This is a genomic window from Photobacterium kishitanii (genome assembly GCF_000613045.3).
GTDB lineage: Bacteria > Pseudomonadota > Gammaproteobacteria > Enterobacterales > Vibrionaceae > Photobacterium > Photobacterium kishitanii.
Window position 1 is genome coordinate 604,408 of record NZ_LN794352.1, and the last position, 25,299, is coordinate 629,706.

17 protein-coding genes, 3 tRNA genes and 3 rRNA genes are annotated in these 25,299 nt (G+C 42.1%); 12 read left to right on the top strand and 11 right to left on the bottom strand.

What is annotated here, in order from left to right:
- Window positions 1-94: 94 nt before the first annotated feature.
- The 3 genes from pheA to bamD all read right to left on the bottom strand — a co-directional run bounded on the left by pheA (window position 95) and on the right by bamD (window position 2,925).
- On the bottom strand, window positions 95-1,273 hold the full coding sequence (gene pheA / locus PPBDW_RS03150) for a prephenate dehydratase (protein ID WP_036793362.1): 1,179 nt from the start codon (window positions 1,271-1,273) through the stop codon (window positions 95-97).
- Window positions 1,274-1,431: 158 nt separating this feature from the next.
- Entirely contained in the window at window positions 1,432-1,806 is a 375-nt protein-coding gene (gene hpf, locus PPBDW_RS03155; RefSeq protein ID WP_036793363.1) for a ribosome hibernation-promoting factor, HPF/YfiA family, read from the bottom strand.
- A gap of 390 nt (window positions 1,807-2,196) precedes the next feature.
- A complete protein-coding gene (gene bamD, locus PPBDW_RS03160; protein WP_036793364.1) occupies window positions 2,197-2,925 on the bottom strand; it encodes an outer membrane protein assembly factor BamD in 729 nt (242 codons plus the stop codon).
- A gap of 172 nt (window positions 2,926-3,097) precedes the next feature.
- On the opposite strand from bamD, the gene rluD reads away from it, so the two are divergent.
- From rluD to PPBDW_RS03205, 9 genes are all read left to right on the top strand, one after another.
- The gene (gene rluD / locus PPBDW_RS03165) at window positions 3,098-4,072 is read left to right on the top strand and encodes a 23S rRNA pseudouridine(1911/1915/1917) synthase RluD (RefSeq protein ID WP_036793365.1); all 975 of its coding nucleotides are present in this window, start codon (window positions 3,098-3,100) and stop codon (window positions 4,070-4,072) included.
- Window positions 4,072-4,800 (top strand): peptidoglycan editing factor PgeF, encoded by a 729-nt coding sequence (gene pgeF / locus PPBDW_RS03170; RefSeq protein WP_036793366.1) that lies wholly within the window; start codon window positions 4,072-4,074, stop codon window positions 4,798-4,800. The genes rluD and pgeF overlap by 1 nt, the downstream gene beginning before the upstream one ends.
- Before the next feature lie 156 nt (window positions 4,801-4,956).
- Window positions 4,957-7,536 (top strand): ATP-dependent chaperone ClpB, encoded by a 2,580-nt coding sequence (gene clpB / locus PPBDW_RS03175; RefSeq protein WP_036793367.1) that lies wholly within the window; start codon window positions 4,957-4,959, stop codon window positions 7,534-7,536.
- A gap of 504 nt (window positions 7,537-8,040) precedes the next feature.
- Window positions 8,041-9,586, top strand: a 16S ribosomal RNA gene (locus PPBDW_RS03180).
- A 73-nt stretch (window positions 9,587-9,659) separates the two neighbouring features.
- Window positions 9,660-9,736 (top strand) — tRNA-Ile (locus PPBDW_RS03185).
- A gap of 44 nt (window positions 9,737-9,780) precedes the next feature.
- Window positions 9,781-9,856, top strand: a tRNA-Ala gene (locus tag PPBDW_RS03190).
- A gap of 323 nt (window positions 9,857-10,179) precedes the next feature.
- Window positions 10,180-13,073, top strand: a 23S ribosomal RNA gene (locus PPBDW_RS03195).
- 136 nt (window positions 13,074-13,209) lie between these two features.
- Window positions 13,210-13,325: ribosomal RNA gene (rrf, locus tag PPBDW_RS03200) — 5S ribosomal RNA — on the top strand.
- The 16S, 23S and 5S rRNA genes sit together here with 3 tRNA genes alongside, the layout of an rRNA operon.
- A gap of 32 nt (window positions 13,326-13,357) precedes the next feature.
- A tRNA-Asp gene (locus PPBDW_RS03205) sits at window positions 13,358-13,434 on the top strand.
- Window positions 13,435-14,765: 1,331 nt separating this feature from the next.
- Here the strand turns inward: PPBDW_RS03205 and PPBDW_RS03210 are convergent.
- The 5 genes from PPBDW_RS03210 to gadC form a co-directional block, all read right to left on the bottom strand.
- Window positions 14,766-15,290, bottom strand: a complete 525-nt coding sequence (locus tag PPBDW_RS03210; RefSeq protein WP_036793368.1) for a glycine zipper 2TM domain-containing protein — start codon at window positions 15,288-15,290, stop codon at window positions 14,766-14,768.
- A gap of 121 nt (window positions 15,291-15,411) precedes the next feature.
- The gene (locus PPBDW_RS03215; protein WP_036793369.1) at window positions 15,412-16,026 is read right to left on the bottom strand and encodes a trimeric intracellular cation channel family protein; all 615 of its coding nucleotides are present in this window, start codon (window positions 16,024-16,026) and stop codon (window positions 15,412-15,414) included.
- A gap of 152 nt (window positions 16,027-16,178) precedes the next feature.
- Window positions 16,179-17,579: a glutamate decarboxylase gene (gene gad / locus PPBDW_RS03220; protein ID WP_036793370.1), complete on the bottom strand. Its 1,401-nt coding sequence runs from the start codon at window positions 17,577-17,579 to the stop codon at window positions 16,179-16,181.
- A 15-nt stretch (window positions 17,580-17,594) separates the two neighbouring features.
- Window positions 17,595-18,539 carry a glutaminase A gene (gene glsA / locus PPBDW_RS03225; RefSeq protein WP_036793371.1) on the bottom strand — a complete coding sequence of 315 codons (945 nt, stop codon included), beginning with the start codon at window positions 18,537-18,539 and terminating at the stop codon, window positions 17,595-17,597.
- Window positions 18,540-18,556: 17 nt separating this feature from the next.
- A complete protein-coding gene (gene gadC, locus PPBDW_RS03230) occupies window positions 18,557-20,080 on the bottom strand; it encodes a glutamine/gamma-aminobutyrate antiporter GadC (protein ID WP_412457858.1) in 1,524 nt (507 codons plus the stop codon).
- 334 nt (window positions 20,081-20,414) lie between these two features.
- On the opposite strand from gadC, the gene PPBDW_RS03235 reads away from it, so the two are divergent.
- Entirely contained in the window at window positions 20,415-20,738 is a 324-nt protein-coding gene (locus PPBDW_RS03235) for a hypothetical protein (protein ID WP_036793372.1), read from the top strand.
- A 65-nt stretch (window positions 20,739-20,803) separates the two neighbouring features.
- On the opposite strand, the gene dapD is transcribed toward PPBDW_RS03235, so the two are convergent.
- Both dapD and PPBDW_RS03245 read right to left on the bottom strand, forming a co-directional pair.
- Window positions 20,804-21,835 (bottom strand): 2,3,4,5-tetrahydropyridine-2,6-dicarboxylate N-succinyltransferase, encoded by a 1,032-nt coding sequence (dapD, locus tag PPBDW_RS03240; RefSeq protein WP_036793373.1) that lies wholly within the window; start codon window positions 21,833-21,835, stop codon window positions 20,804-20,806.
- Window positions 21,836-22,174: 339 nt separating this feature from the next.
- Window positions 22,175-22,477, bottom strand: a complete 303-nt coding sequence (locus tag PPBDW_RS03245; protein WP_036793374.1) for a YebG family protein — start codon at window positions 22,475-22,477, stop codon at window positions 22,175-22,177.
- Between the two features lie 82 nt (window positions 22,478-22,559).
- Between PPBDW_RS03245 and PPBDW_RS03250 the strand changes: the two genes are divergently transcribed.
- A complete protein-coding gene (locus PPBDW_RS03250; RefSeq protein ID WP_036796235.1) occupies window positions 22,560-23,246 on the top strand; it encodes a DNA-3-methyladenine glycosylase I in 687 nt (228 codons plus the stop codon).
- Here PPBDW_RS03250 and PPBDW_RS03255 read toward each other — a convergent pair.
- Window positions 23,243-24,130 (bottom strand): LysR substrate-binding domain-containing protein, encoded by an 888-nt coding sequence (locus PPBDW_RS03255; protein WP_036793375.1) that lies wholly within the window; start codon window positions 24,128-24,130, stop codon window positions 23,243-23,245. The two genes, PPBDW_RS03250 and PPBDW_RS03255, sit on opposite strands and share 4 nt — an antisense overlap.
- A 162-nt stretch (window positions 24,131-24,292) precedes the next feature.
- Between PPBDW_RS03255 and PPBDW_RS03260 the strand changes: the two genes are divergently transcribed.
- The gene (locus PPBDW_RS03260) at window positions 24,293-25,285 is read left to right on the top strand and encodes a TDT family transporter (protein WP_036793376.1); all 993 of its coding nucleotides are present in this window, start codon (window positions 24,293-24,295) and stop codon (window positions 25,283-25,285) included.
- The last annotated feature ends 14 nt before the right edge of the window (window positions 25,286-25,299 follow it).

Below are 25,299 nucleotides of genomic sequence, written 5' to 3' on the forward strand. Positions count from 1 at the left end.
TTTTAAGCTCGATAAGCTGATGATAAAAAGCCCACTATCAATTAATGGTAGTGGGCTTTTTAATTGGTGTCATAAACGATTGTTGTCGCTGATGTTAGTCAATGAACTCAACTTCAGTAGGAGTGACATTTTCACTAGGATAGCAGCCTAGTACTTTAATAAAGCGGGTTAAGCGGGTGAGTTCGTCTAATACTTGCTGCATGACTGGATCTTTTAAATTAATTTCGACATCGACATAAAACATTTCTTCCCATGGATTACCGATAACTGGGCGAGATTCAAGTTTAGTCATATTGATGTTGGCATTACGCAGCACTAATAAACACTCGACTAATGAGCCTGCAGCTTGCGCTGTTGACATGATTAATGTTGTTTTAGCAGGAATAAGCGAAGTGACGCTAACCGGTTTACGAGCAACGACGATAAAGCGAGTGAAATTTTCTTGTTGATTAGCAATATTGGTTTTTATTGGGGTTAAACCATAGATTTCACCGCTAGAAGCATTACCAATTGCGGCAATATTGGGCTGTTTAAGTTCTGCGACAGTCAACATTGCATCGGCGGTACTTGAGCAATATTGCTGATTAATTTTTCCCATACCGTGTAAGAACTCACTGCATTGTTGGTGAGGTTGTGGGTGTGAGTAAAGGGTATCAATCTGTTCGAGTTGGGTATCTACTGCGGTTAATAAGCAATGCTCTATTGGTTGAGTAATTTCCCCTACAATCGATAAACTGGTGTGTTGCAATAGGTCGTAGACTTCATTGATTGAGCCTGAACTGGTGTTTTCTATGGGTAATACACCATAATCAGCATGGCCTGTTTCGACCTCATTCACAATATCTCGAAATGAAGAACAGCTTATTTCAACTAACTGGGTTTGTTTACGACTAAAATAATTGCGGCTGGCAAGGTGTGAATAAGATCCTTTGGAACCTAAAAATGAAACACGTGCTGTCGGCAAGGCATTTTCTGGATTAACTAATCGCTGTAAATAAGCTTGTTGATATAGGACTGAATCTTCAATAATGGTGTGAAAAAGTTGGGTAACGTATGACGGATCAAGTTGATGCTCTTTACCTGTATCAATAAGACGTAACAGCAATGCTTGTTCACGGGCTTGATCGCGTACGGGTTTAGCGGTACTTATTTTACTCTTTGCGACTTCAAGGCTTAACGTGCGGCGCTCAGCTAAAAGAGCTAACAGTGTATTGTCGATACGAGTGACATTACGACGAATATCATCTAATGAGTAAGGTGTGTTATCGGTCATAGCGATCCCTATTATGATCGGCTTTCTTGAATATGAAAGCAGCATATTATCGTGTTGGCATTGCAATCCACATTAGGCAGGGTGTGTTTTTTTGTCAAGCACAAAGCAAACAGCCCTGCATCGGCAGGGCTGTTTTAAATCCTCTTAATCGTTAACGATTAAACTTCATCAAATTCTACTTCGTCATCATATTCAGCGGCATCTTCAGCTTCTGCCTGTGTTGGTTTCTCACTATGACTAGCACGACGTGCATTTGGTTTATGAGCTTGTTTCTTCAGTTGGCGATCTAATTTTTGATAAAGGTCAGTGATCGCACCAAACAAGTCTTCATGCTCTGCAGAAGCAACAAGTTGTCCTCCAGCAATGCTAACAGAAGCTTCAATTTTAAATAGCTTGCTTGGTTCTTTACTAATCATAATGTGTTTTTTGATTAGTGGTACCTGAAGTTTCTCTAACTTATTGAATTTAAATTCAAAACGCTCACGGATAGCCGGGGTGATATCGATGTTCTTGCCAGTGATTTCTAATGTCATATTTATCTTCCTCGTTTGCTACCCTTCGTTGGGTTAAGTTCAGATTACTAAAAATACCAACTTATAATGTGATCTGTATCACACTATTGCTGTTAGTGATTTTTGAACAAAAAAAATGTGACCAAAGTGGGTTTGTTGCAAAAAAGTTTCTAAAAAATGCTTGAGCTTTACTCATTAATTAAGGCAGTATGGAAAAAGATAATTGCTGGTGGCTGGTGCTAACTAGGGAATAAATACGTTTTATTTCAAGTTGTTGAGCGTTTTTTGTTCGTGAGAGTAGTTATTGCTTTCAAGGTGCTATTCATTGAAGTAAATAATTGTCGTTAACATAATTCATAAAAATGGCAGCTCAATGAGCTGCCATTTTTTTATTACTGTATTTCAACGATGTTATTTTACTGGGTTAAGTTTAATCATCGCTTCAGTACGTGAAACTTCTTTATCCAGTTTTAATTTAGCATAAGCTGTTTTTTCAAGTAGTAGTGATTTACGCGCAGCACTTGTGTCTGGGTATAAACGTTGTACTTGTTGGCAACGGTTGATAGCTGCAATCCATGCTTCACGGCGGACATAGAAGTCAGCAACAGCAAGATCATATTCAGCAAGTTGGTTTTTCAAAAAAACCATGCGTGCTTTCGCATCTGCGTCATACTGACTATTAGGGAAGCGCTCAAGTAAGTACTTAAAATCGCGGAATGCTTGGCGTGAAGGGGTTGGATCACGATCAAAACGATCAATATTGAACATGTCATGCATAAAGCTACGATCTTGTGCCATATGCGTTAACCCACGCATATAGATAACCCAATCAGCTTGTGGGCTGGTTGGATTTAAGCGTAGAAAACGTTCAATTGTTGCTTGCGATAACGCTAAATCATCATTTTTATAGTAGGCATAGATCAAATCTAATTGCACTTGATCTGAGTAAGCACCAAATGGATAACGTGAATCCATTGCTTCTAGGCGCTCTATAGCATTATTCCAATTACCGCTCTGCAGTGCTTGCTGGGCAGTAGAATATAAGTCTGATGGTGGAACATCAGGAATGACTTTCTCAGTACTGGAACAGCCTGAAAGCAAGGCTACAGCAAGAAAAGTCGATATTGTCAGGCGTTTCATTACGGCGTCAGTTTCCTTGATAAAAATTTTATTTTGCTCGATCCATTACGGACTGAGCCGTTAACAGATACAATGACATTATATTAGTTTACATCAAGCATCGTTTTATTAAGCTTGGTACATTTTACGCAGCGTATGGCAATTAGTCTCACGCTTTTTAAAAAAGTTCGTTATGGCACAGCAAATAGAATTAACAAATACAGTTAGCGAAAGCCAACTAGGTAAGCGCCTTGATCAGGTTATTGCTGAATTATATCCCGATTATTCCCGCTCTCGCATCAAAGAGTGGATCCTAAAAGACATGGTTTCAGTCAACGGTAAAATTGACAATAAACCACGTTCAAAAATGATGGGTGGCGAAGAACTTTTCATTCAAGCTGAAATTGAAGATGAAGTTCGTTGGATCGCGCAAGATATCCCACTTGATATTGTTTACGAAGATAATGATATTCTCGTAATCAATAAACCACGTGATTTTGTGGTTCACCCAGGAGCTGGTACACCTGATGGTACAGTGTTAAATGCACTATTACATCATTACCCAGCATTGGCTGAAGTGCCACGTGCAGGTATCGTGCACCGTTTAGATAAAGACACTACAGGTTTAATGGTAGTGGCTAAAACTATTCAGGCACAAACACGTTTAGTACGCGCACTACAAAAACGTAAAATCACTCGTGAATATGAAGCCATTGCAATTGGTCAAATGACCGGTGGTGGTACGATTGAGAAACCAATTGGCCGTCATGCAACCAAACGTATTTGTATGGCCGTTCATGAATTGGGCAAAGATGCGATCACTCACTACCGTGTAGCTGAACGCTTCCGTGAACATACTCGTATTGTGTTACGTCTAGAAACTGGTCGTACTCACCAAATCCGTGTGCATATGTCATACATGAGCCATCCGTTGATTGGTGATGTGATTTATGGTGGTCGTCCGCGTCCGCCGCGTAATGCATCTGATGAATTTATTCATGCATTACGTTCATTTGATCGTCAAGCATTGCACGCTCGTATGTTGCGTCTATCACATCCAATAACGGGTGAGTTAATGGAATGGCATGCGCCATTACCTAACGACATGGTAGCGATGATTGATATTCTACGTAAAGACAACGCTGAAAATAACGAAGATATCTATTAATGCGAACCATTATTCCTAACTGGCCAGCTCCAGAAAATGTATTAACGGTCAGTACGACCCGTTTTGGCGGTGTCAGTTCAGCACCCTACGATGCACTTAATTTGGGATTGCATGTTGGGGATGATGTAAGTTCCGTGCTGACAAATCGCCAATTGCTGAAACAGCATTGTTGGTTAACGGCAGAACCTGCATGGTTAAATCAAATTCACAGCCCTATTGTGATTGATTTAACTGCACCGTTAACCGAGGCTATTGACGCTGATGGTAGTTTTACTCGTGTGCCTGGCTTAGCCTGTGCCATCATGACGGCTGACTGTTTGCCTGTTCTCTTGTGTAATAAGCAAGGTACCGAAGTGGCAGCTGTTCATGCTGGGTGGCGAGGACTTGCTGCTGGAGTGATTGATAATGCTATTGCTAAGTTTACCTGTCCTGCGGCTGATATTATGGCGTGGATGGGACCTGCAATTGGTCCAACGGCGTTTGAAGTTGGTAGTGAAGTTCGTCAACAATTTATTGATGTTGACGCCAGTGCCGTGGATGCATTTGTCGCTCAAGGTGATAAGTGGTTAGCGGATTTATATTTATTGGCACGCCAACGATTACAACAGCACGGTATTGACGCTATTTATGGTGGCGAACACTGTACCTTTAATGATGATAAATTATTTTATTCTTATCGTCGTCAAGCGGTTACCGGACGCCAAGCTTCATTGATTTGGTTGCGTTAATTTTATAGTGATCGTCACAAATAATAAGCGGGTATATTAGTTAATAATATACCCGCTTTTTTTGCAGCATTATTTTGCGCTTTAATAGCCTTGAAAAACCACCACCAACTACCATATAACTAGTAACAGGTTATTAAATTTATTATTGGGGGACCTATGCGTCTTGACCGATTTACGAGTAAATTCCAAGCAGCAATTTCTGATGCACAGTCATTAGCATTAGGGCGTGATCATCAATATATCGAACCTGCTCATCTAATGGTGGCGTTATTAAACCAAGAAGGCAGCACCGTACGTCCTTTACTAACCCTTTTGAATGTAGATTCTACTCAGTTGCGTTCACGCTTGGGTGAGATATTAGAGCGTATTCCAAAAGTGACCGGTATTGGTGGTGAGGTTCAGTTATCCAATAGTATGGGTACATTACTTAATATGTGTGACAAGCTGGCACAGAAACGTAATGATAAATTTATTTCCTCTGAATTATTTATCTTAGCTGCCGTTGATAACGATAAAGGCCCTTTAGGGGATTTATTACGTGAACTAGGCTTAAAAGCGGATCAGATTGGTAAAGCGATTGATCAAATTCGTGGTGGTCAGAAAGTTGATGATCAAAATGCCGAAGAAAATCGTCAAGCATTAAGTAAATACACCATTGATTTAACTGAGCGTGCAGAACAAGGTCGGTTAGATCCTGTGATTGGCCGTGATGATGAAATTCGTCGTACTATTCAAGTATTGCAACGCCGAACTAAAAATAACCCAGTGATCATTGGTGAACCTGGGGTTGGTAAAACTGCAATTGTTGAAGGTTTAGCACAACGTATCGTTAATGGTGAAGTACCAGAAGGTTTACGCGATAAGCGCGTTTTATCATTAGATATGGGGTCATTGATTGCTGGTGCTAAATTCCGAGGTGAATTTGAAGAGCGCCTAAAAGCAGTATTGAATGAGCTATCTCAAGAAGATGGTCGCGTGATTCTATTTATTGATGAAATCCATACCATGGTCGGTGCTGGTAAAGGCGAAGGCTCAATGGATGCGGGTAACATGCTTAAGCCTGCTTTAGCACGTGGTGAACTTCATTGTGTTGGTGCGACAACCTTAAATGAATACCGTCAATATTTAGAAAAAGATGCCGCATTGGAACGTCGCTTCCAAAAAGTGCTGGTGGATGAGCCAAGCGTTGAAGATACCATTGCCATTTTACGTGGTTTAAAAGAGCGTTATGAGCTTCATCATCATGTAGAAATTACTGATCCTGCGATTGTTGCAGCGGCGACGCTATCACATCGTTATATTTCAGATCGTCAATTACCAGATAAAGCAATTGATTTGATCGATGAAGCGGCTTCAAGTATTCGTATGCAAATCGATTCTAAACCAGAATCAATGGATCGTTTAGAACGCCGAATTATTCAATTAAAGATTGAACAGCAAGCATTAGAAAAAGAAAGTGATGATGCAAGTCAAAAACGCCTAAGTAACTTACTTGAAGAGTTAGATATTAAAGAGCGTGAATATTCTGAACTTGAAGAAGTTTGGAATGCAGAAAAAGCGTCATTGTCAGGTACTCAGCATATTAAAACTGAGCTTGAGCAAGCACGTACTGATGTTGAAATCGCACGTCGTGCTGGCGATTTAAATCGAATGTCAGAATTACAGTATGGTCGTATCCCTGAACTTGAAAAGCAACTTGATTTAGCTGCTCAAGCTGAAATGCAAGATATGACATTACTTAAAAATAAAGTAACGGATGTTGAAATTGCTGATGTACTTTCTAAAGCAACAGGTATTCCAGTAGCGAAGATGCTTGAAGGTGAGCGTGATAAGTTAATGCGGATGGAAGATGAATTGCATAATCGTGTAATTGGTCAAGAAGAAGCCGTTGAAGCCGTTGCAAATGCTATCCGTCGTAGTCGTGCAGGTTTATCTGATCCACAACGACCAATTGGTTCGTTCTTATTCTTAGGCCCAACGGGTGTTGGTAAAACAGAGCTATGTAAGTCACTCGCAAACTTTATGTTTGATAGCGAAGATGCAATGGTTCGAATTGATATGTCTGAGTTTATGGAAAAACACTCAGTGGCACGTTTAGTGGGTGCGCCTCCAGGCTATGTTGGTTATGAAGAAGGTGGTTATTTAACCGAAGCTGTGCGCCGTCGTCCATATTCAGTTATTTTGCTTGATGAAGTAGAAAAAGCGCATCCGGATGTATTTAATATTCTGTTGCAGGTATTAGATGATGGTCGTTTGACTGATGGTCAAGGTCGCACGGTTGATTTCCGTAATACGGTGATCATTATGACCTCGAATTTAGGCTCAGATCGTATTCAAGAACATTTCGGCAGTTTGGATTACGAAGGCATTAAAGCATTAGTGATGGAAGTGGTTGGTCAACATTTCCGTCCTGAGTTTATTAACCGCGTTGATGAGACAGTAGTGTTCCACCCATTGGGTAAAGAGAACATTAAGCATATTGCTTCTATTCAGATTGCGCGCTTAGAAAAACGTCTAGCAGAAAAAGATTTTGAGTTAGATGTAGAAGAGAGTGCTTTAGAATTGATTTCAGAAGCGGGGTTCGATCCTGTGTTTGGTGCTCGTCCATTAAAACGCGCAATACAGCAATATATTGAGAATCCATTAGCACAAGATTTGTTATCCGGTAAATTTATGCCAGGTAAACCAATTATCTTATCTGTAGTCGACGATAAGATTGTTGCTAAACAAGATTAATCAGAAATAGCGTTCTAAAATAACCAATAAACGCCTTAGCTGTAATGAGCTAAGGCGTTTTTTTGTGGGTGAAATCAGCCTTAGCTAACACGTATTTATAATGAAAGCTGTTTTATTTGTCACAAAATGGAGTTATGGGTTAATGATTGAGCGAACAGAAAAAAATGATAAAAATAAGGTTGTCAGCATCAAAAATCTCCCTATAATGCGACCTCACTGACACGGACAACGGCGCAAGCGGTTACCGAAAGTCAGTACGTTCTTTAACAATTTGACCATGCAATCTGTGTGGGCACTCACTGAATAGTTAAGTCGAAAGATTTATCAATAAACTGAGTGACCAAAACAAAATGACCCTATCTATTTATAGAGAAGATTATTTTGGCACAGTTATTTAATTATCATTTTTAAATGATAAAAAGCTTTAATTTACATTCTTTATTTATAAAGAAAAGGTATTTAAAGTCAGTATTTATTGAGCCGGTCGAAAGACCAACAAAACTTTAATTGAAGAGTTTGATCATGGCTCAGATTGAACGCTGGCGGCAGGCCTAACACATGCAAGTCGAGCGGTAACAGAAAAGAAGCTTGCTTCTTTTGCTGACGAGCGGCGGACGGGTGAGTAATGCCTGGGAATATACCCTGATGTTGGGGGATAACTATTGGAAACGATAGCTAATACCGCATAATCTCTTCGGAGCAAAGAGGGGGACCTTCGGGCCTCTCGCGTCAGGATTAGCCCAGGTGGGATTAGCTAGTTGGTGGGGTAATGGCTCACCAAGGCGACGATCCCTAGCTGGTCTGAGAGGATGATCAGCCACACTGGAACTGAGACACGGTCCAGACTCCTACGGGAGGCAGCAGTGGGGAATATTGCACAATGGGGGAAACCCTGATGCAGCCATGCCGCGTGTATGAAGAAGGCCTTCGGGTTGTAAAGTACTTTCAGTTGTGAGGAAGGCGTTGGAGTTAATAGCTTTAGCGTTTGACGTTAGCAACAGAAGAAGCACCGGCTAACTCCGTGCCAGCAGCCGCGGTAATACGGAGGGTGCGAGCGTTAATCGGAATTACTGGGCGTAAAGCGCATGCAGGCGGTCTGTTAAGCAAGATGTGAAAGCCCGGGGCTCAACCTCGGAACAGCATTTTGAACTGGCAGACTAGAGTCTTGTAGAGGGGGGTAGAATTTCAGGTGTAGCGGTGAAATGCGTAGAGATCTGAAGGAATACCGGTGGCGAAGGCGGCCCCCTGGACAAAGACTGACGCTCAGATGCGAAAGCGTGGGGAGCAAACAGGATTAGATACCCTGGTAGTCCACGCCGTAAACGATGTCTACTTGAAGGTTGTGGCCTTGAGCCGTGGCTTTCGGAGCTAACGCGTTAAGTAGACCGCCTGGGGAGTACGGTCGCAAGATTAAAACTCAAATGAATTGACGGGGGCCCGCACAAGCGGTGGAGCATGTGGTTTAATTCGATGCAACGCGAAGAACCTTACCTACTCTTGACATCCAGAGAATTCGCTAGAGATAGCTTAGTGCCTTCGGGAACTCTGAGACAGGTGCTGCATGGCTGTCGTCAGCTCGTGTTGTGAAATGTTGGGTTAAGTCCCGCAACGAGCGCAACCCTTATCCTTGTTTGCCAGCACGTAATGGTGGGAACTCCAGGGAGACTGCCGGTGATAAACCGGAGGAAGGTGGGGACGACGTCAAGTCATCATGGCCCTTACGAGTAGGGCTACACACGTGCTACAATGGCGTATACAGAGGGCTGCAAGCTAGCGATAGTGAGCGAATCCCACAAAGTACGTCGTAGTCCGGATTGGAGTCTGCAACTCGACTCCATGAAGTCGGAATCGCTAGTAATCGTGAATCAGAATGTCACGGTGAATACGTTCCCGGGCCTTGTACACACCGCCCGTCACACCATGGGAGTGGGCTGCACCAGAAGTAGATAGCTTAACCTTCGGGAGGGCGTTTACCACGGTGTGGTTCATGACTGGGGTGAAGTCGTAACAAGGTAGCCCTAGGGGAACCTGGGGCTGGATCACCTCCTTACCTAAAGACTTATGCTGTTTTATGCAGTGTCCACACAGATTGCTTGGTCGAAATGTAGAACGTAAAAAGACTTGGGTCTGTAGCTCAGGTGGTTAGAGCGCACCCCTGATAAGGGTGAGGTCGGTGGTTCGAGTCCACTCAGACCCACCACTTTTTCTCCCAGAAAAAGTGGCGGTAAAGTCTTTTACATCGTTGGGGTTATAGCTCAGCTGGGAGAGCGCCTGCCTTGCACGCAGGAGGTCTGCGGTTCGATCCCGCATAGCTCCACCACTCTTTAAACGCACTTCTCTTGAAAGACAGAGAGTTCAGTGTTTTTAAAAAGTGGTTATCTAACGATGATTACATGTTCTTTAACAATCTGGAAAGCTGACTAGTAAATTCAATCGAAAGATTGATTTTAAAAAATGTTTTTATCTTCGGATAAAAACGAGTTCTCAAAACATACACATTCAAGTGTCTGTGTTTGGTTTCACTTTTTAAAGTGAAGACAAATAAATGAGTCCGGCGAAAAACCAATGTTTAATATTTTCTTGATCGGATTATTAAACGCAAACCTTGGTTAGTTGAACATACAAGACCTCTTGGGGTTGTATGGTTAAGTGACTAAGCGTACACGGTGGATGCCTTGGCAGTCAGAGGCGATGAAGGACGTATTAACTTGCGATAAGCCCAGATTAGGCAGTAAAAGCCACTTGAGTCTGGGATTTCCGAATGGGGAAACCCACTAGCATAAGCTAGTATCATTAACTGAATACATAGGTTAATGAAGCGAACCGGGGGAACTGAAACATCTAAGTACCCCGAGGAAGAGAAATCAACCGAGATTCCGGTAGTAGCGGCGAGCGAAACCGGATTAGCCCTTAAGCTAGTTCTGCGTTAGGTGAAGGTTCTGGAAAGGACCGCGATACAGGGTGATAGCCCCGTAACCAAAAATGCAGTCTTAGTGAAATCGAGTAGGACGGGACACGTGATATCCTGTTTGAACATGGGGGGACCATCCTCCAAGGCTAAATACTCCTGACTGACCGATAGTGAACCAGTACCGTGAGGGAAAGGCGAAAAGAACCCCTGTGAGGGGAGTGAAATAGAACCTGAAACCGTGTACGTACAAGCAGTAGGAGCCCACTTGTTGGGTGACTGCGTACCTTTTGTATAATGGGTCAGCGACTTAATTTTAGTAGCAAGGTTAACCGTTTAGGGGAGCCGTAGGGAAACCGAGTCTTAACTGGGCGTCATAGTTGCTAGGATTAGACCCGAAACCGAGTGATCTAGCCATGGGCAGGTTGAAGGTGAGGTAACACTTACTGGAGGACCGAACCGACTAATGTTGAAAAATTAGCGGATGACTTGTGGCTAGGGGTGAAAGGCCAATCAAACTCGGAGATAGCTGGTTCTCCCCGAAAGCTATTTAGGTAGCGCCTCGGACGAATACTACTGGGGGTAGAGCACTGTTAAGGCTAGGGGGTCATCCCGACTTACCAACCCTTTGCAAACTCCGAATACCAGTAAGTACTATCCGGGAGACACACGGCGGGTGCTAACGTCCGTCGTGAAGAGGGAAACAACCCAGACCGCCAGCTAAGGTCCCAAAGTTATAGCTAAGTGGGAAACGATGTGGGAAGGCTCAGACAGCCAGGATGTTGGCTTAGAAGCAGCCATCATTTAAAGAAAGCGTAATAGCTCACTGGTCGAGTCGGCCTGCGCGGAAGATTTAACGGGGCTAAGCTATACACCGAAGCTGCGGCAATGTGAATTTATTCACATTGGGTAGGGGAGCGTTCTGTAAGCCGTTGAAGGTGCATTGTAAAGTGTGCTGGAGGTATCAGAAGTGCGAATGCTGACATGAGTAACGATAAAGGGAGTGAAAAACTCCCTCGCCGGAAGATCAAGGGTTCCTGTCCAACGTTAATCGGGGCAGGGTAAGTCGACCCCTAAGGCGAGGCCGAAAGGCGTAGTCGATGGGAAACGGGTTAATATTCCCGTACTTCTTATAATTGCGATGGAGGGACGGAGAAGGCTAGGTGAGCCTGGCGACGGTTGTCCAGGTCCAAGTATGTAGGCTGATGGTTTAGGCAAATCCGGACCATCTTAAGGCTGAGATACGATGTCGAGCTACTACGGTAGTGAAGTCATTGATGCCATGCTTCCGGGAAAAGCTTCTAAGCTTCAGATTATAAGAAATCGTACCCCAAACCGACACAGGTGATCAGGTAGAGAATACCAAGGCGCTTGAGAGAACTCGGGTGAAGGAACTAGGCAAAATGGTACCGTAACTTCGGGAGAAGGTACGCTCCTAGCGGTGATGAGACTTGCTCTCTAAGCTGCCGGGAGTCGCAGATACCAGGTGGCTGCAACTGTTTATTAAAAACACAGCACTGTGCAAAATCGAAAGATGACGTATACGGTGTGACGCCTGCCCGGTGCCGGAAGGTTAATTGATGGGGTTAGACTTCGGTCGAAGCTCTTGATCGAAGCCCCGGTAAACGGCGGCCGTAACTATAACGGTCCTAAGGTAGCGAAATTCCTTGTCGGGTAAGTTCCGACCTGCACGAATGGCGTAATGATGGCCACGCTGTCTCCACCCGAGACTCAGTGAAATTGAAATCGCAGTGAAGATGCTGTGTACCCGCGGCTAGACGGAAAGACCCCGTGAACCTTTACTATAGCTTGGCACTGAACATTGACCCTACATGTGTAGGATAGGTGGGAGACGTTGAAGCAACCGCGCCAGTGGTTGTGGAGTCAATCTTGAAATACCACCCTTGTATGCTTGATGTTCTAACGTTGGCCCCTTATCGGGGTTACGGACAGTGCCTGGTGGGTAGTTTGACTGGGGCGGTCTCCTCCCAAAGAGTAACGGAGGAGCACGAAGGTGGGCTAATCACGGTCGGACATCGTGAGGTTAGTGCAATGGCATAAGCCCGCTTGACTGCGAGAATGACAATTCGAGCAGGTGCGAAAGCAGGTCATAGTGATCCGGTGGTTCTGAATGGAAGGGCCATCGCTCAACGGATAAAAGGTACTCCGGGGATAACAGGCTGATACCGCCCAAGAGTTCATATCGACGGCGGTGTTTGGCACCTCGATGTCGGCTCATCACATCCTGGGGCTGAAGTCGGTCCCAAGGGTATGGCTGTTCGCCATTTAAAGTGGTACGCGAGCTGGGTTTAGAACGTCGTGAGACAGTTCGGTCCCTATCTGCCGTGGGCGTTGGATGATTGAGAGGGGCTGCTCCTAGTACGAGAGGACCGGAGTGGACGAACCGCTGGTGTTCGGGTTGTATCGCCAGATGCATTGCCCGGTAGCTAAGTTCGGAATCGATAACCGCTGAAAGCATCTAAGCGGGAAGCGAGCCTCAAGATGAGTCATCCCTAGACCTTTAAGGTCTCTAAAGGGTTGTTGAAGACTACAACGTTGATAGGTCAGGTGTGTAAGTGCTGCGAGGCATTGAGCTAACTGATACTAATTGCCCGTGAGGCTTAACCATACAACACCCAAGGGGTTTTTCTTCTCAAAGAGAAGAGACGGACTCTGCAAACGCTTGAATGCGTGTTGAGAACAACTAGTTAGATTTTCCAAGATTGCTATTTATTGCCATAAGGCGGTAAATAAAACAGAATTTGCTTGGCGACCATAGCGTTATGGACCCACCTGATCCCTTGCCGAACTCAGTAGTGAAACGTAATAGCGCCGATGGTAGTGTGGGGTCTCCCCATGTGAGAGTAGGACATCGCCAGGCTTCAAATTGCTTAAATGCTGAATAGACACTGCGGAGTGGTAGTTCAGTTGGTTAGAATACCGGCCTGTCACGCCGGGGGTCGCGGGTTCGAGTCCCGTCCACTCCGCCATTACTAAAGAGACCTGAATCTAATGATTCAGGTTTTTTTTCGTCTGTAGAAAATGATTATGTTACGTGGTAGTTCAGTTGGTTAGGCTCTTTATTAGGAAGCTTAGCGGCCTGTCATGTCGAGGGGCCTGCTGATGTTCGGAATGGTAAGTCCCATCCACTCCGCCATTATTAAAGAGACCTGAATCTAATGATTCAGGTTTTTTTTTCGTCTGTAGAAAATGATTATGTTACGTGGTAGTTCAGTTGGTTAGGCTCTTTATTGGGAAGCTTAGCGGCCTGTCATGTCGAGGGGCCTGCTGATGTTCGGAATGGTAAGTCCCGTCCACTCCGCCATTATTAAAGAGACCTGAATCTAATGATTCAGTTTTTTTTCGTCTGTAGAAAATGATTATGTTACGTGGTAGTTCAGTTGGTTAGGCTCTTTATTGGGAAGCTTAGCGGCCTGTCATGTCGAGGGTCGTGCTGATGTTCGGAATGGTAAGTCCCATCCACTCCGCCATTATTTAAGAGACCTGAATCTAACGATTCAGGTTTTTTTTCGTCTGTAGAAAATGATTATGTTACGTGGTAGTTCAGTTGGTTAGGCTCTTTATTAGGAAGCTTAGCGGCCTGTCATGTCGAGGGTCGTGCTGATGTTCGGAATGGTAAGTCCCGTCCACTCCGCCATTATTAAAGAGACCTGAATCTAATGATTCAGGTTTTTTTTCGTCTGTAGAAAATGATTATGTTACGTGGTAGTTCAGTTGGTTAGGCTCTTTATTAGGAAGCTTAGCGGCCTGTCATGTCGAGGGCGTGCTGATGTTCGGAATGGTAAGTCCCGTCCACATCATATTATTGAAGAGACCTGAATCTAATGATTGAGGTTTTTTTCGTATGTAGAAAATGGTAATGATAGCGCGGGCTATCATCTGTCATCTCGAAAGGGAGGCACGAGCTATCCGTGATCTGCTCATCACGTGTTTGAGCATTAAAGAAACCAATAAAAAAAGCAGCTAAAACAATAACTCTACAACGTGCTAATAATAGATTCCCTATCTCGTTCGTAACCTCACTGTAGGGAATGACGGCAGAGGATTAAGTCATAAGTTCGTTTCGATGAGGAAGCTTAGCAGCCTGCCACGGTTATTATGTGATGGAAAAAGGGCGCGCTGATGCTTTGGTTGTCATATTAGATATGGCAACTCCTGTCCACTTCACATTATTTAAGAAACCTGAATCGAAAGATTAGTAGGGGAAATGATAGTTTAAGCAGAAGCCGAGGGATGTTAATTTTAGATGATCCTAAGGGGGACTTTGTAGTCAATAACTCCCCTTAGGCTAAGCCATTTTTTAAATGGCAAGGTGACCATTCTTAACGGGTAAAGTATCACCAGCAGGTTCTTTTTCCATACGGATAGTATCTTGCTTATCGCCAATTTTATAGGTTACATCATAACCAACGATCTTATCGCTTTTGGTGTATTCATTATGGCAACGCTGTTCCATTGAGGTCGTGGTATTTTCAGCTTGGTATTTATCCTGAACGGCACGGCCTGCAACGGCTCCTGCAACCGCTCCTGCAACTGTAGCAAGCGTTTTACCTTTACCACCGCCAACCTGATGCCCCAATACTCCGCCAATAGCACCACCTAATCCAGTGCCAACCAATTTATTTTCGTCTTTTACTGCTGCATGATGAGTAACAGCAACTTGCTCACAAACTTTATGAGGTATCGATACGGTTTTGGTTACCGCTTTTACCGAGAGAATATCAGCTTGATTGGAATCGCTTTTACCGTTGTCATAACAACCGGTAAGGGCAACACTTGATAAGGCAATAATGGTGCTAAGACTAATAATGAGACTTTTATTCATTGGATGCTCCTAATTATACAGTGTTCACTATAAGGCTTTGGAAGCAAAAAAATGACAGTAAAAAGTAAAATTATTGTAAGGGTTATGTCAGCAGCGTAATTGTTAATTACAATGAATGAAACTATTTTAAAATGAGGTAATGGGGGAAAGTTTTTTTCTTGATCACGATATACATGCGAAGAATAAAGATAAAAGCGATACTGACTAATGTCGCAATTTCTGAGTTTATGTTGCAGCGCGCCATTACCACATATAATGAACAGCCAATGATAACTGGGGTTGCATAAAATTCAGTATTATTAAACATCGTTGGGCGACTAGCGATAATATCACGTACAACCCCACCAAAAATAGCAGTGATCATCCCCATTGTAATCGCAACATAGGCGGCATAATCTTGTGAGATCATTTTCTTGGTAACTAATACCGAAAACATTGAAATACCAATAGCATCAAGAATGACAATTAAACGTTCGGCACGAATTCTTCGTAAATAAGGGGCAAAGAAAAAGCCGAAGATAGAAGCGAATAATGCGGTCCAAAAGTAAGATGGATCTTTGATCCAAAAAACTTGATCAGTTGATAAAATAACATCGCGAACAGTACCACCACCGAGTGCGGTTACCCAGCCTAAGACTAAGACACTAATAATATCTTTGCCTCGATTGGTTTCGCTGATTACAGCGCTGAGAGCAAAGGCAATAATACAGATGATTTCAATAGTGTGAACAAACATCTAGGCGCCTATAACGTTGTAATACAGTAGATGATTTTAAAAAATATTAGCATGTTAGTGGATATATAGGAGCGGGTAATAGTGAACTTAGTGTTTGCAAAAATAACAAAGGTCGGTATTAAACCGACCTTTATTTAAATGCTTATTGTTGATTAACGGCCACTATGATCAAATGTTTTCACATCTTCTGCAGTACAGTTTGGATTTGCATGAGAAGTAAGGAAATCAATTGAACGTTGGAAGTCAGCAATCAATAGGTTAGCAAGATCAATGGTTAGGCCTTGTTTAACTAGAATACGTTGCACAATAATCTGTTGCGCATTTGCTGGTAGTGTATAAGCAGGTACTAACCAACCACGAGTACGTAAACGATCAGCAAGGTCATATAGTGAGAATGGAACATTCGCATCCGCTTTTAAACGCCATGAAATAGCAGGGATACCTTTTTCACGATTACCATCAAAGATAAATTCAAACAGATTGAATTTATTAAGTTCTTTAACTAAATATTCACACACATCATAGCTTGCATTATGAATACGTTGGTAGCCTTCAAAGCCTAAACGAAGGAAATTATAGTATTGCGCAATAATTTGACCTGCAGGACGAGAGAAGTTCAAAGCGAAGGTTGGCATGTCACCACCAAGGTAGTTAACATGGAACACTAACCCTTCAGGTAGATCTTCTTTGCTACGCCATACAACCCAACCACAACCTAATGGTGCTAAACCAAATTTATGGCCTGAAGTACTAATTGATTTCACACGTTCGAGGCGGAAGTCCCAAAGTTCGATATTTGGAGCACAGAAGGGTGCAAGCATCGCACCACTTGCGCCATCAACGTGGATATCAATAGAGTTACCAGTATCATGCTCATAGGTATCTAACGCATCAGATAATGGTTTCACGGTCTCATATAGACCTGTAAATGTTTGACCAAATGTTGGCACAACCATAATAGTGTTAGCATCAACCAACTCTAGCATGTCTTCTGGAGTCATAAAGTAATGACCGTCGTCCATTTTGGTTTCACGCATTTCTACGTCCCAGTAGCGGGCAAATTTTTCCCAACATACTTGAACTGGACCACAAACCATATTGGGTTTATCTGTAGGTTGACCTAGCGCACGACGCTTTTCACGCCAACGCCATAGCGCAGCCAAACCACCTAACATGCAAGCTTCACTTGAACCTGTTGTTGATGTACCTACCGTTGTGACTGAGTCAGGTGAATTCCATAAATCCGCTAGCATATGGACACAACGTCCTTCAATTTCAGCGGATTGAGGGTATTCATCTTTATCTATCATGTTCTTATCAATGGAAAGATCCATTAATTTATGAACTTCATCTTCTTCCCATGTTTGGCAAAATGTTGCGAGGTTCTGACGAGAATTACCATCAAGGTAAAGTTCATCACGGATCATTTGATAGATCACATTTGGTGCTTGTTCTTGCTGTGGTAGCTTGGTAGTTGCCGCAACGTTATTAATCGCTTCTGAACCAAAGATTGGATCATTTTCTGATTGACGGTTTACTTCATGAAGAGCCATAATTTTCTTCCTACCTTAATGTTGCTTACTACTAAATAAGTTCCAAGCCATTGCTTGAGTAACATGCTTAATCATTTGTTGGCCACGGATACTGTTGCCAAATTGGTCTAGTCGTGGTGAGAATGCAGCGAGTGCACCAATGTTTGGAATAACAGTTAACAAACCACCACCAACACCACTTTTACCTGGAAGACCAACATCATAAGCCCAATCACCAGACGTATCGTAAAGACCTTCCATCGCCATTTCAGCGAGGATGTGAGGAATATTCTGCTGTTGAATTAATTGTTTACCAGAGCATGGATTCTTACCACCATTAGCCAGTGTTGCGCCAACAGTTGCTAGTTCAACCGCATTAAATAAGGTTGAACATTGGCGAGTATAAACATCACAGGCTTCAAGTGGTTCAGAGTACATACGACCAGAGGACTCTAATAACAATGCAATGGCACGATTATGAGTGTTGGTGGTTTGTTCTGATTGGTTCACTTCATCCGATAATGTAATGTCACTATTTGCTAATTGTGATTGGAAATTTAAAATCTGTTGCCAACGTTGTTCTTTATCCGTCGCTTTAACTAAACTTACCGTTGCCATTGCACCTGCATTGACGAGTGGTGTTAATGGCTTACCTTGATGTAGTTCAAGAGCGAGTACTGAATTGAATGGCATTCCCGTTGGTTCTGCGCCGACTTTGCTGTGTAGTGCATCAGCGCCAGATTGTTCAAGTACTAGGCCAAGCGTCATAATTTTTGAAATCGATTCAATTGCAAATTTATAATCGGCATCTTGTAATTGAATAATTTCACCAGTAACCGACACAAAGGCAAGCCCTGTTAGCTCTGATGGTACTGAAGCTAAAAATGGAATATATGAGGCATTTTCGCCATTCATATTTGTTTTTGCTTCATCCAGCGCTTGCTGCATAACAACAGCAAGCTTTTCATTTAGTTGTGACATTGACGCATCCTTAACTCTTATTGATTCAATGTATGAGTTATTTTGTCTGATGGGTTAATAACGCCTGGGTGAACTTTTTCAATTTCCCAAGTAAATGGCGCAAAGTCAGTAACTGCTGGATCTTTCCAGTGAGGTTGACGGGCTTTGTAAATAAACAATGGTACTGATACGAAAATCACGGTTAAAACCACTAAGAAGCCAACATATTCTTCAGGGCTACCCACGGCTATTTGACTTGGTGGGATGAAAGAGAAAATGAATGCTAATAGTGAACCAGAAAAACCGACACCAGCAATGATCCACATACCCATATCACCACCAGGGATTTTGTACGGACGCGGACGATTAGGTTGGCTGTAACGTAAGTGAATAGCTGCAGCGAACATTAATAAGTACATGATGAGGTAAAGCACAACCGTTAATTGGCTGAGGATTTGGTAAGCAGCTTGAACAGAAGGTAATACTACAAACACAACTGAAATCATGGTAACCAAGAATGCTTGAGCCATCATGATATGCGTTGCCATACCATTTTTGTTGGTGTACTGCCAAAAACGAGGTAAATAACCACCTTTAGCAACTACAAGTAATGCTGATGAAGGACCTGCAACCCAACCAACAACCCCTGCTAGCACACCAAGGGCTAAACATGCTGCCATAATTGGCGCGGCCCAGCTGATGCCTGCCCAAGCAAACATATCATCGTAAGCAACTAATAAGCTTTGAGTTAAACTAATGTCTTTTTGTGGAATAACAAATGCAATTGCAAGTGTACCTAATACGAATACACATACGGTACCAATCGCAGCAATCGCAATCGCAATTGGATAGTTACGTGGGGCATCATCAACTTCTTTAACGTGAATAGCGTTCATTTCCATACCGGCATAAAACAAGAAGATACTTGCCGCTAAAACAACATTATTAAAGTTAGAAAAGTCGGGAATGACATCGTGCCAAGATAATTGAACTTGTGGTGGACGACCAGAGAAGAATAGGTAAGAGAAACCTAAAACGATTAATACGATACCAGGAATAACGGTACCAATTAAACCACCCCATTTAGCCACTTTAGAGAATGCTGCTGTACCACGTAAAGCGATGAACGTCGCTAACCAGTAAATAGCTAATACAACGCTAAGTACGAAGAATTTATTTTGTGATAATGCTTGGTCCCATGATTGATGGGGACCCATAAATGCGAGTGAAACTGAACCAAAAGTTAGTGCGGTTGGGAACCAAACGGTAACTTCTATCCATAACATGAAAATAGCCACTAATGCTAATCGTGGCCCAAAAGCTTCACCAACCCAGCGGAATACACCACCTTTTTCAGACCAGCCTGTAGCAAGTTCAGCTGCTACAAGTGATACCGGAACCAGAAATACCACGGCGGCAAAAATATAATAAAAAATGGAGCTTAATCCGTATTCCGCTTCCGCTGGAAGGCCACGCAAACTCACTACTGCAACGATGTTTAACATCGCCAAAGCGAATATGCTGATCCCCCCTTTTTTTGCTTTATTTGTAATAGTCATCATTAACCAACTTAATTTTAAAATGGGATTAAAATTTTTTATTTTTAGGTTGTGTGGTTGAATAACAGAACATTTTGTACTGTTTTAATAAACTCACTGCATAAAAATAGCACCAAGGGATAGTTATGCAAATTTATAAAAAGAATTGTTTAAGTTTCAAATATGCGTGTTGCGCATAATTTTGCTTTATGCATTCAATTTGTATATTTAATCGAGTTAATAAAATATTTTCATACTTGAAGGCGAAATATTGATACAGATTTATTTGATAATATTATTGCGGTAAAATTTGTGTAAAAATGAAATTCAACAGACTGATTTTTTTAGGGAACAACCAGTGAAATTTTTTTTCCAGCGTAATGAAACGGATTCAGAAATTAGAATTGAACTGAAAACAGCATCATTTTATTTGTTAGTGGCGATGATTGTTGGTTGGATGGCAATTAGTTTTATTTTGCAATCAAATGAAGCGGGCTCAGTATTTTTACCGATATTAATTGGTTTTATGATGTTGCGTTTCTTTGCTTTAGTGAAAGTGCAGAAAGAAGTGTTAGTGGCGATGCGTGATAAGCGATTAACCACTCAAGGAAGTAAGTTTTCGTTTGCAAATCCGTTTATTTATATTATTAAGAAAAAGTCACAGTCTGAACCTGAAGCATAATTAAAAACAGCCGCTATGCTATAGCAGCGTAGCGGCTGTTTGCGATTATTGAGCAGTCGTCAATATTAGTTATTGCTATGTAGCTCGCTGTTTAATTCAATTGCTGTTTTATTGGTTAAACATTCAATTTGTCCTGTCATTGAATTACGACGGAACAGTAAATCAGCTTTGCCTGCAAGATCACGCGCTTTTGCTGTCTCAACGGCTTTACCATCAGCATCTAACATTTGTACTTTTGAACCTGCGGTTACATATAAACCTGATTCGATAGTACAACGATCACCGAGTGGGAAACCTAGACCTGCGTTTGCACCTAAAAGGCTATTTTCACCAATAGATACTACAACTTTACCACCACCTGATAATGTCCCCATAATTGAAGCACCACCACCGATATCTGATCCATTGCCAACCACAACACCTGCTGATATACGACCTTCAACCATGCTTACGCCAGTTGTACCAGCATTAAAGTTAATGAAACCCTCATGCATAACCGTTGTGCCTTCACCCACATGCGCACCTAAACGTACTCGTGAAGTATCAGCAATACGAACACCCGTTGGAACGATGTAATCAACCATTTTAGGAAATTTATCGACACAATCAACGGTGATGGTTTCGCCATTAAGACGCGCATCCATCTGACGCTCAGCAAGCTCTGGTAAATCGATAGGGCCTTTATTCGTCCATGCTATGTTGTGCAATAGACCAAAGATACCATCAAGAACCACGCCATGAGGCTTAACTAAACGGTGGGAGATAAGTTGCAGTTTTAAGAAACCTTCAGCAACTGATACTGGTGAGATGTCTGTCTTTAGCATCACCATAACCAGAGGTTGTGAAGATAATGTCGCTTTAGCTGCAAACTGCGCACTTGTTTCGTCGTTTGCATCTTCAAATGCAGAAGCAATAGCCGCACATTGCTCAGGCGTTACCTCGATAGCTTGGTTGCCACCGCGGTAATTAACAATTGCTGCGATGTCTTTTACTAGTTGCTCTGATGGGTGTAGCGTTGGAGTTGGAAAAAACGCTTCAATAATTTTTCCATCACGGTTTTTAGTTGCAGTACCTAAGGCAAGTGAAAAGCTAGACATGATTACCTGTTCTCCATTCAAATAAATTAATACGATGCGGTAATTAAAATAATTAGTTTACCAATAACATAAGACAGCTGTTACATCTTGAGTTAACAGGTGATTTACCGCCGATTAAAACCATCATAAAGACAGTTATAAAAATATAGAAGAGCTGAACCAATAATCAGTACAAAATGATGGTTTATTAACTAAAAATGACCATTGTAAACGATATGAAGGGCTGTCATTTATTGATAATAGATAACGAAAGGCCACTATTTAATGGTGTTGCCGAAAACAAGACGAAAAAAAACCTCCATTAGGAGGCTTTCGACGACAAACTGGATAATATCTAAATTATGCGGCGTCTTGTTGTTGCTCATCGGCAACAACTTCAGGTTTTATAGCTTTCGCTTTTGGAGCGGGCTTCGCTTTTTTAGCGCCTAGAGCAACTAAAACTTGTTCGCGTTTTTGCGCTAAGAACATTGATAGTTCTTCTTGCTTAGCTTCATCTTCGAATAAATCACTTTCACTTAATAAAGCAAACATCTCATCTGCCATATCAAGCATTTTGTCATATGCGTCGGCTTCGGATTTAGAGGTAAAAGTCATCTTTTCTACTCCGTTGCGCTCTACTACATACTTGACGATAACTGCCATGGTCATCCTCTCCTAAAATTTATTTACTGGACGCTTATACAGTAGTATGGTGAATGAGTCTAGTGCTAAGCGTGTGAATGTGATGACTCGAGAAAAATTTAACCAAATATATCATCGTGCTGCAGAAAGAAAAGGCGGTGAATCAAATTTAACCAAGTTATTAACGATGCCATTGAGTAATGATCAATTACGATTGATTCCCGATCATCGTTGGCTGGCTGAATTCACTCAAAAAGTGTTTCAGTGTGGAATTCGATGGCAGGTCGTGCGTAATAAATGGCCTGCATTTGAGGAGGCGTTCTTTCAGTTTGATATTGAAAAAATGGGGTTAATGCCGACCGAAATGTGGGAACGGAAAGCGCAAGACGCGACTATTATTCGCGATTTGAAAAAGGTAATGACGATCCCTGAAAATGCTAACATGATCCATCGTGCGGCATTGGAGTATGGTTCATTTGCGGCGATGGTGGCAGATTGGCCTGAACAAGATATTGTTGGCTTGTGGCTATATTTAAAAAAGCATGGTTGTCGCTTAGGTGGTAAAACTGGGGCTTATAGTTTACGTGGGTTAGGTAAAGATACCTTTCTATTTACTCAAGATGTAGAGGCTTATTTGCGTCATACCGGTGTTATTGATGGTGGTCGTGATACGTTAAAATCATTGCGTGCAGCCCAAGATGCATTTAATCACTGGCAACAACAATCAGGCCGACCATTAACCCAGATCAGCCAAATTATTGCGTTTAGTGTTGGGGATAACCGCGTTTAATCAAATTGCCACTTTTGGCAAAACTCTAAAAATAATTTTAATAACGGACTTTGATATTTTTCTTGATGGTACAGTAGCCAATATTGACGACTCATATCGAGGGGTAGTGTCAGTATTGCGACGCGTTGTTCTTTAACCGCGTGTGATATTGCCCGTTGAGACATACAAGTGATGCCTAAGTCGGCACTTACGCAATTAATGATCGCCTCAGTGGTATTTAATTCAAATGAGGTGGTCCACTTATCTAACCGCGGTGAGATACGGTTAAGAAAAAACTCCCGTGTACCTGATCCTGTCTCTCTTAAAACCCACTCTGAATTTTCGAGATCTGATAGCTGTAAATTTTCAATTTTTGTTAATGGATGCTGAGGATGACAGGCGACAACCATTTGATCACATAACCATGGTTGCATGACAAGATCTGAGTGCTGAACTTTACCTTCAACTAAACCCACATCTAATTCAAATTCCGTTAACTTATGACAGATCTGAGCCGTATTTGAGATAAATAATGTTTGATCTCGATGTTGGGATTCCAGTCGAAAATCACGCAATAAAAAAGGTGTTACTTGGTTTCCCACGGTATCACTTGATCCCACCTTTAATTTGCCAGTTAGTGGTCCCGCTTGATCAAATAAATTTTCAATAGCGTTAGAACGGGCTAAAAGCTCATCGGCAAGGGGTAATAATCGCTTGCCTTGTTCATTGATAATTAAGCGATTGTTGTTGCGATCAAATAATTTATGATCAAGTTGTTTCTCTAATTCAGATAACGCCATACTGACTGCGGGTTTAGATAAAAATAATTTCTCTGCAGCTGCGGTAATTGTTTTTTCTTGTGCCACGGTAACAAAAACTTTGAGCTGTTTTAGTGCGATATTCATCATCACCTCATTAAAAAATATAAGATGAATCGTTACTCACCTTTTGTTCAGTTAATATTAACACTATTTTAAATATATTCAATTATCACAAACACTGGTGAGGCAGTATACTGCTGCTAACAAAACAATAATTCGCTATTGCTATCTAAGCGGAGAAAAAAAATGATTGCAGCAACAAAACGAAAACTTGCAGGCGCACCAACACCAATGGCTGGTTTAGCGTTAGGTATTGGGAGTATTTTATGGTCGTGGGAGAATGGTGCCCAACTTCATGGTTATGCACAGATAACGGGTGCTGTTATCGCAGCATTGATGCTACTTATTTTGATTGCTAAATTTTTAGTGCATCCAAAGTTATTATGGGGTGATTTATCACATCACGTTGTTGGTAGTGTGGTACCTACATTTGCAATGGCATTAATGGTGGTATCAAAAGCCGTGAGTGTTTACGGTTCAATTACTATCGGCGTTTATATGTGGTTATTTGCAGTGGGATTACACGCGATATTTTTAGGTTTATTTCTATTTCATCGTGCTCGTGATTTTCATTTACATCATATGGTGCCAAGTTGGTTTGTTCCGCCAATCGGGATTATTGTTGCCGATGTTTCATTTCCAGGTGTTGCAGCGTTACATCCTTTAGCGTATGGATTACTGATGTTTGGCATACTTGCTTATGCGGTGATGTTACCGATGATGATTTATCGGTTTATGTTCCGTGATGAAGTGCCAGATGCAGCTAAACCAACAATCGCAATAATGGCAGCACCAGCAAGCCTATCATTAGCCGGTTATTTAACTATTACTGCAACTCCTTCACCAGTGATTGTTGCTGTTCTTGGCGGTATTGCGGTCTTGATGACAGCAGTCATTTATTTAGCGTTTTTCCGTTTATTACGCTTAGAGTTTAGTCCTGGTTATGCGGCGTTTACTTTCCCAATGGCTATTGGTGCAACCGCTCTATTTAAGACTGCGGCTTGGATGAAGAGTTACGGTTTTGATGCCCATTATGTCGCCCAAGTTCATGGCTTAGCTATGATTGAATTATATGTTGCAACTATCATTATTGGTTATGTCGCAATTCGATATTTAGCTTTTTATCGTCCAATGAGTCGATTATTTCAACGCAGTGAAATCTGCCCACAGAACATTTGATAGCGATGGTGTAA

Excerpts from the sequence above, each read along its gene's own strand:
- pheA (WP_036793362.1), bottom strand. The coding sequence starts at position 1,273 with ATGACCGATAACACACCTTACTCATTAGATGATATTCGTCGTAATGTC.
- hpf (WP_036793363.1), bottom strand. The coding sequence starts at position 1,806 with ATGACATTAGAAATCACTGGCAAGAACATCGATATCACCCCGGCTATC.
- bamD (WP_036793364.1), bottom strand. The coding sequence starts at position 2,925 with ATGAAACGCCTGACAATATCGACTTTTCTTGCTGTAGCCTTGCTTTCA.
- rluD (WP_036793365.1), top strand. The coding sequence starts at position 3,098 with ATGGCACAGCAAATAGAATTAACAAATACAGTTAGCGAAAGCCAACTA.
- pgeF (WP_036793366.1), top strand. The coding sequence starts at position 4,072 with ATGCGAACCATTATTCCTAACTGGCCAGCTCCAGAAAATGTATTAACG.
- clpB (WP_036793367.1), top strand. The coding sequence starts at position 4,957 with ATGCGTCTTGACCGATTTACGAGTAAATTCCAAGCAGCAATTTCTGAT.
- PPBDW_RS03210 (WP_036793368.1), bottom strand. The coding sequence starts at position 15,290 with ATGAATAAAAGTCTCATTATTAGTCTTAGCACCATTATTGCCTTATCA.
- PPBDW_RS03215 (WP_036793369.1), bottom strand. The coding sequence starts at position 16,026 with ATGTTTGTTCACACTATTGAAATCATCTGTATTATTGCCTTTGCTCTC.
- gad (WP_036793370.1), bottom strand. The coding sequence starts at position 17,579 with ATGGCTCTTCATGAAGTAAACCGTCAATCAGAAAATGATCCAATCTTT.
- glsA (WP_036793371.1), bottom strand. The coding sequence starts at position 18,539 with ATGTCACAACTAAATGAAAAGCTTGCTGTTGTTATGCAGCAAGCGCTG.
- gadC (WP_412457858.1), bottom strand. The coding sequence starts at position 20,080 with ATGATGACTATTACAAATAAAGCAAAAAAAGGGGGGATCAGCATATTC.
- dapD (WP_036793373.1), bottom strand. The coding sequence starts at position 21,835 with ATGTCTAGCTTTTCACTTGCCTTAGGTACTGCAACTAAAAACCGTGAT.
- PPBDW_RS03245 (WP_036793374.1), bottom strand. The coding sequence starts at position 22,477 with ATGGCAGTTATCGTCAAGTATGTAGTAGAGCGCAACGGAGTAGAAAAG.
- PPBDW_RS03250 (WP_036796235.1), top strand. The coding sequence starts at position 22,560 with ATGACTCGAGAAAAATTTAACCAAATATATCATCGTGCTGCAGAAAGA.
- PPBDW_RS03255 (WP_036793375.1), bottom strand. The coding sequence starts at position 24,130 with ATGAATATCGCACTAAAACAGCTCAAAGTTTTTGTTACCGTGGCACAA.
- PPBDW_RS03260 (WP_036793376.1), top strand. The coding sequence starts at position 24,293 with ATGATTGCAGCAACAAAACGAAAACTTGCAGGCGCACCAACACCAATG.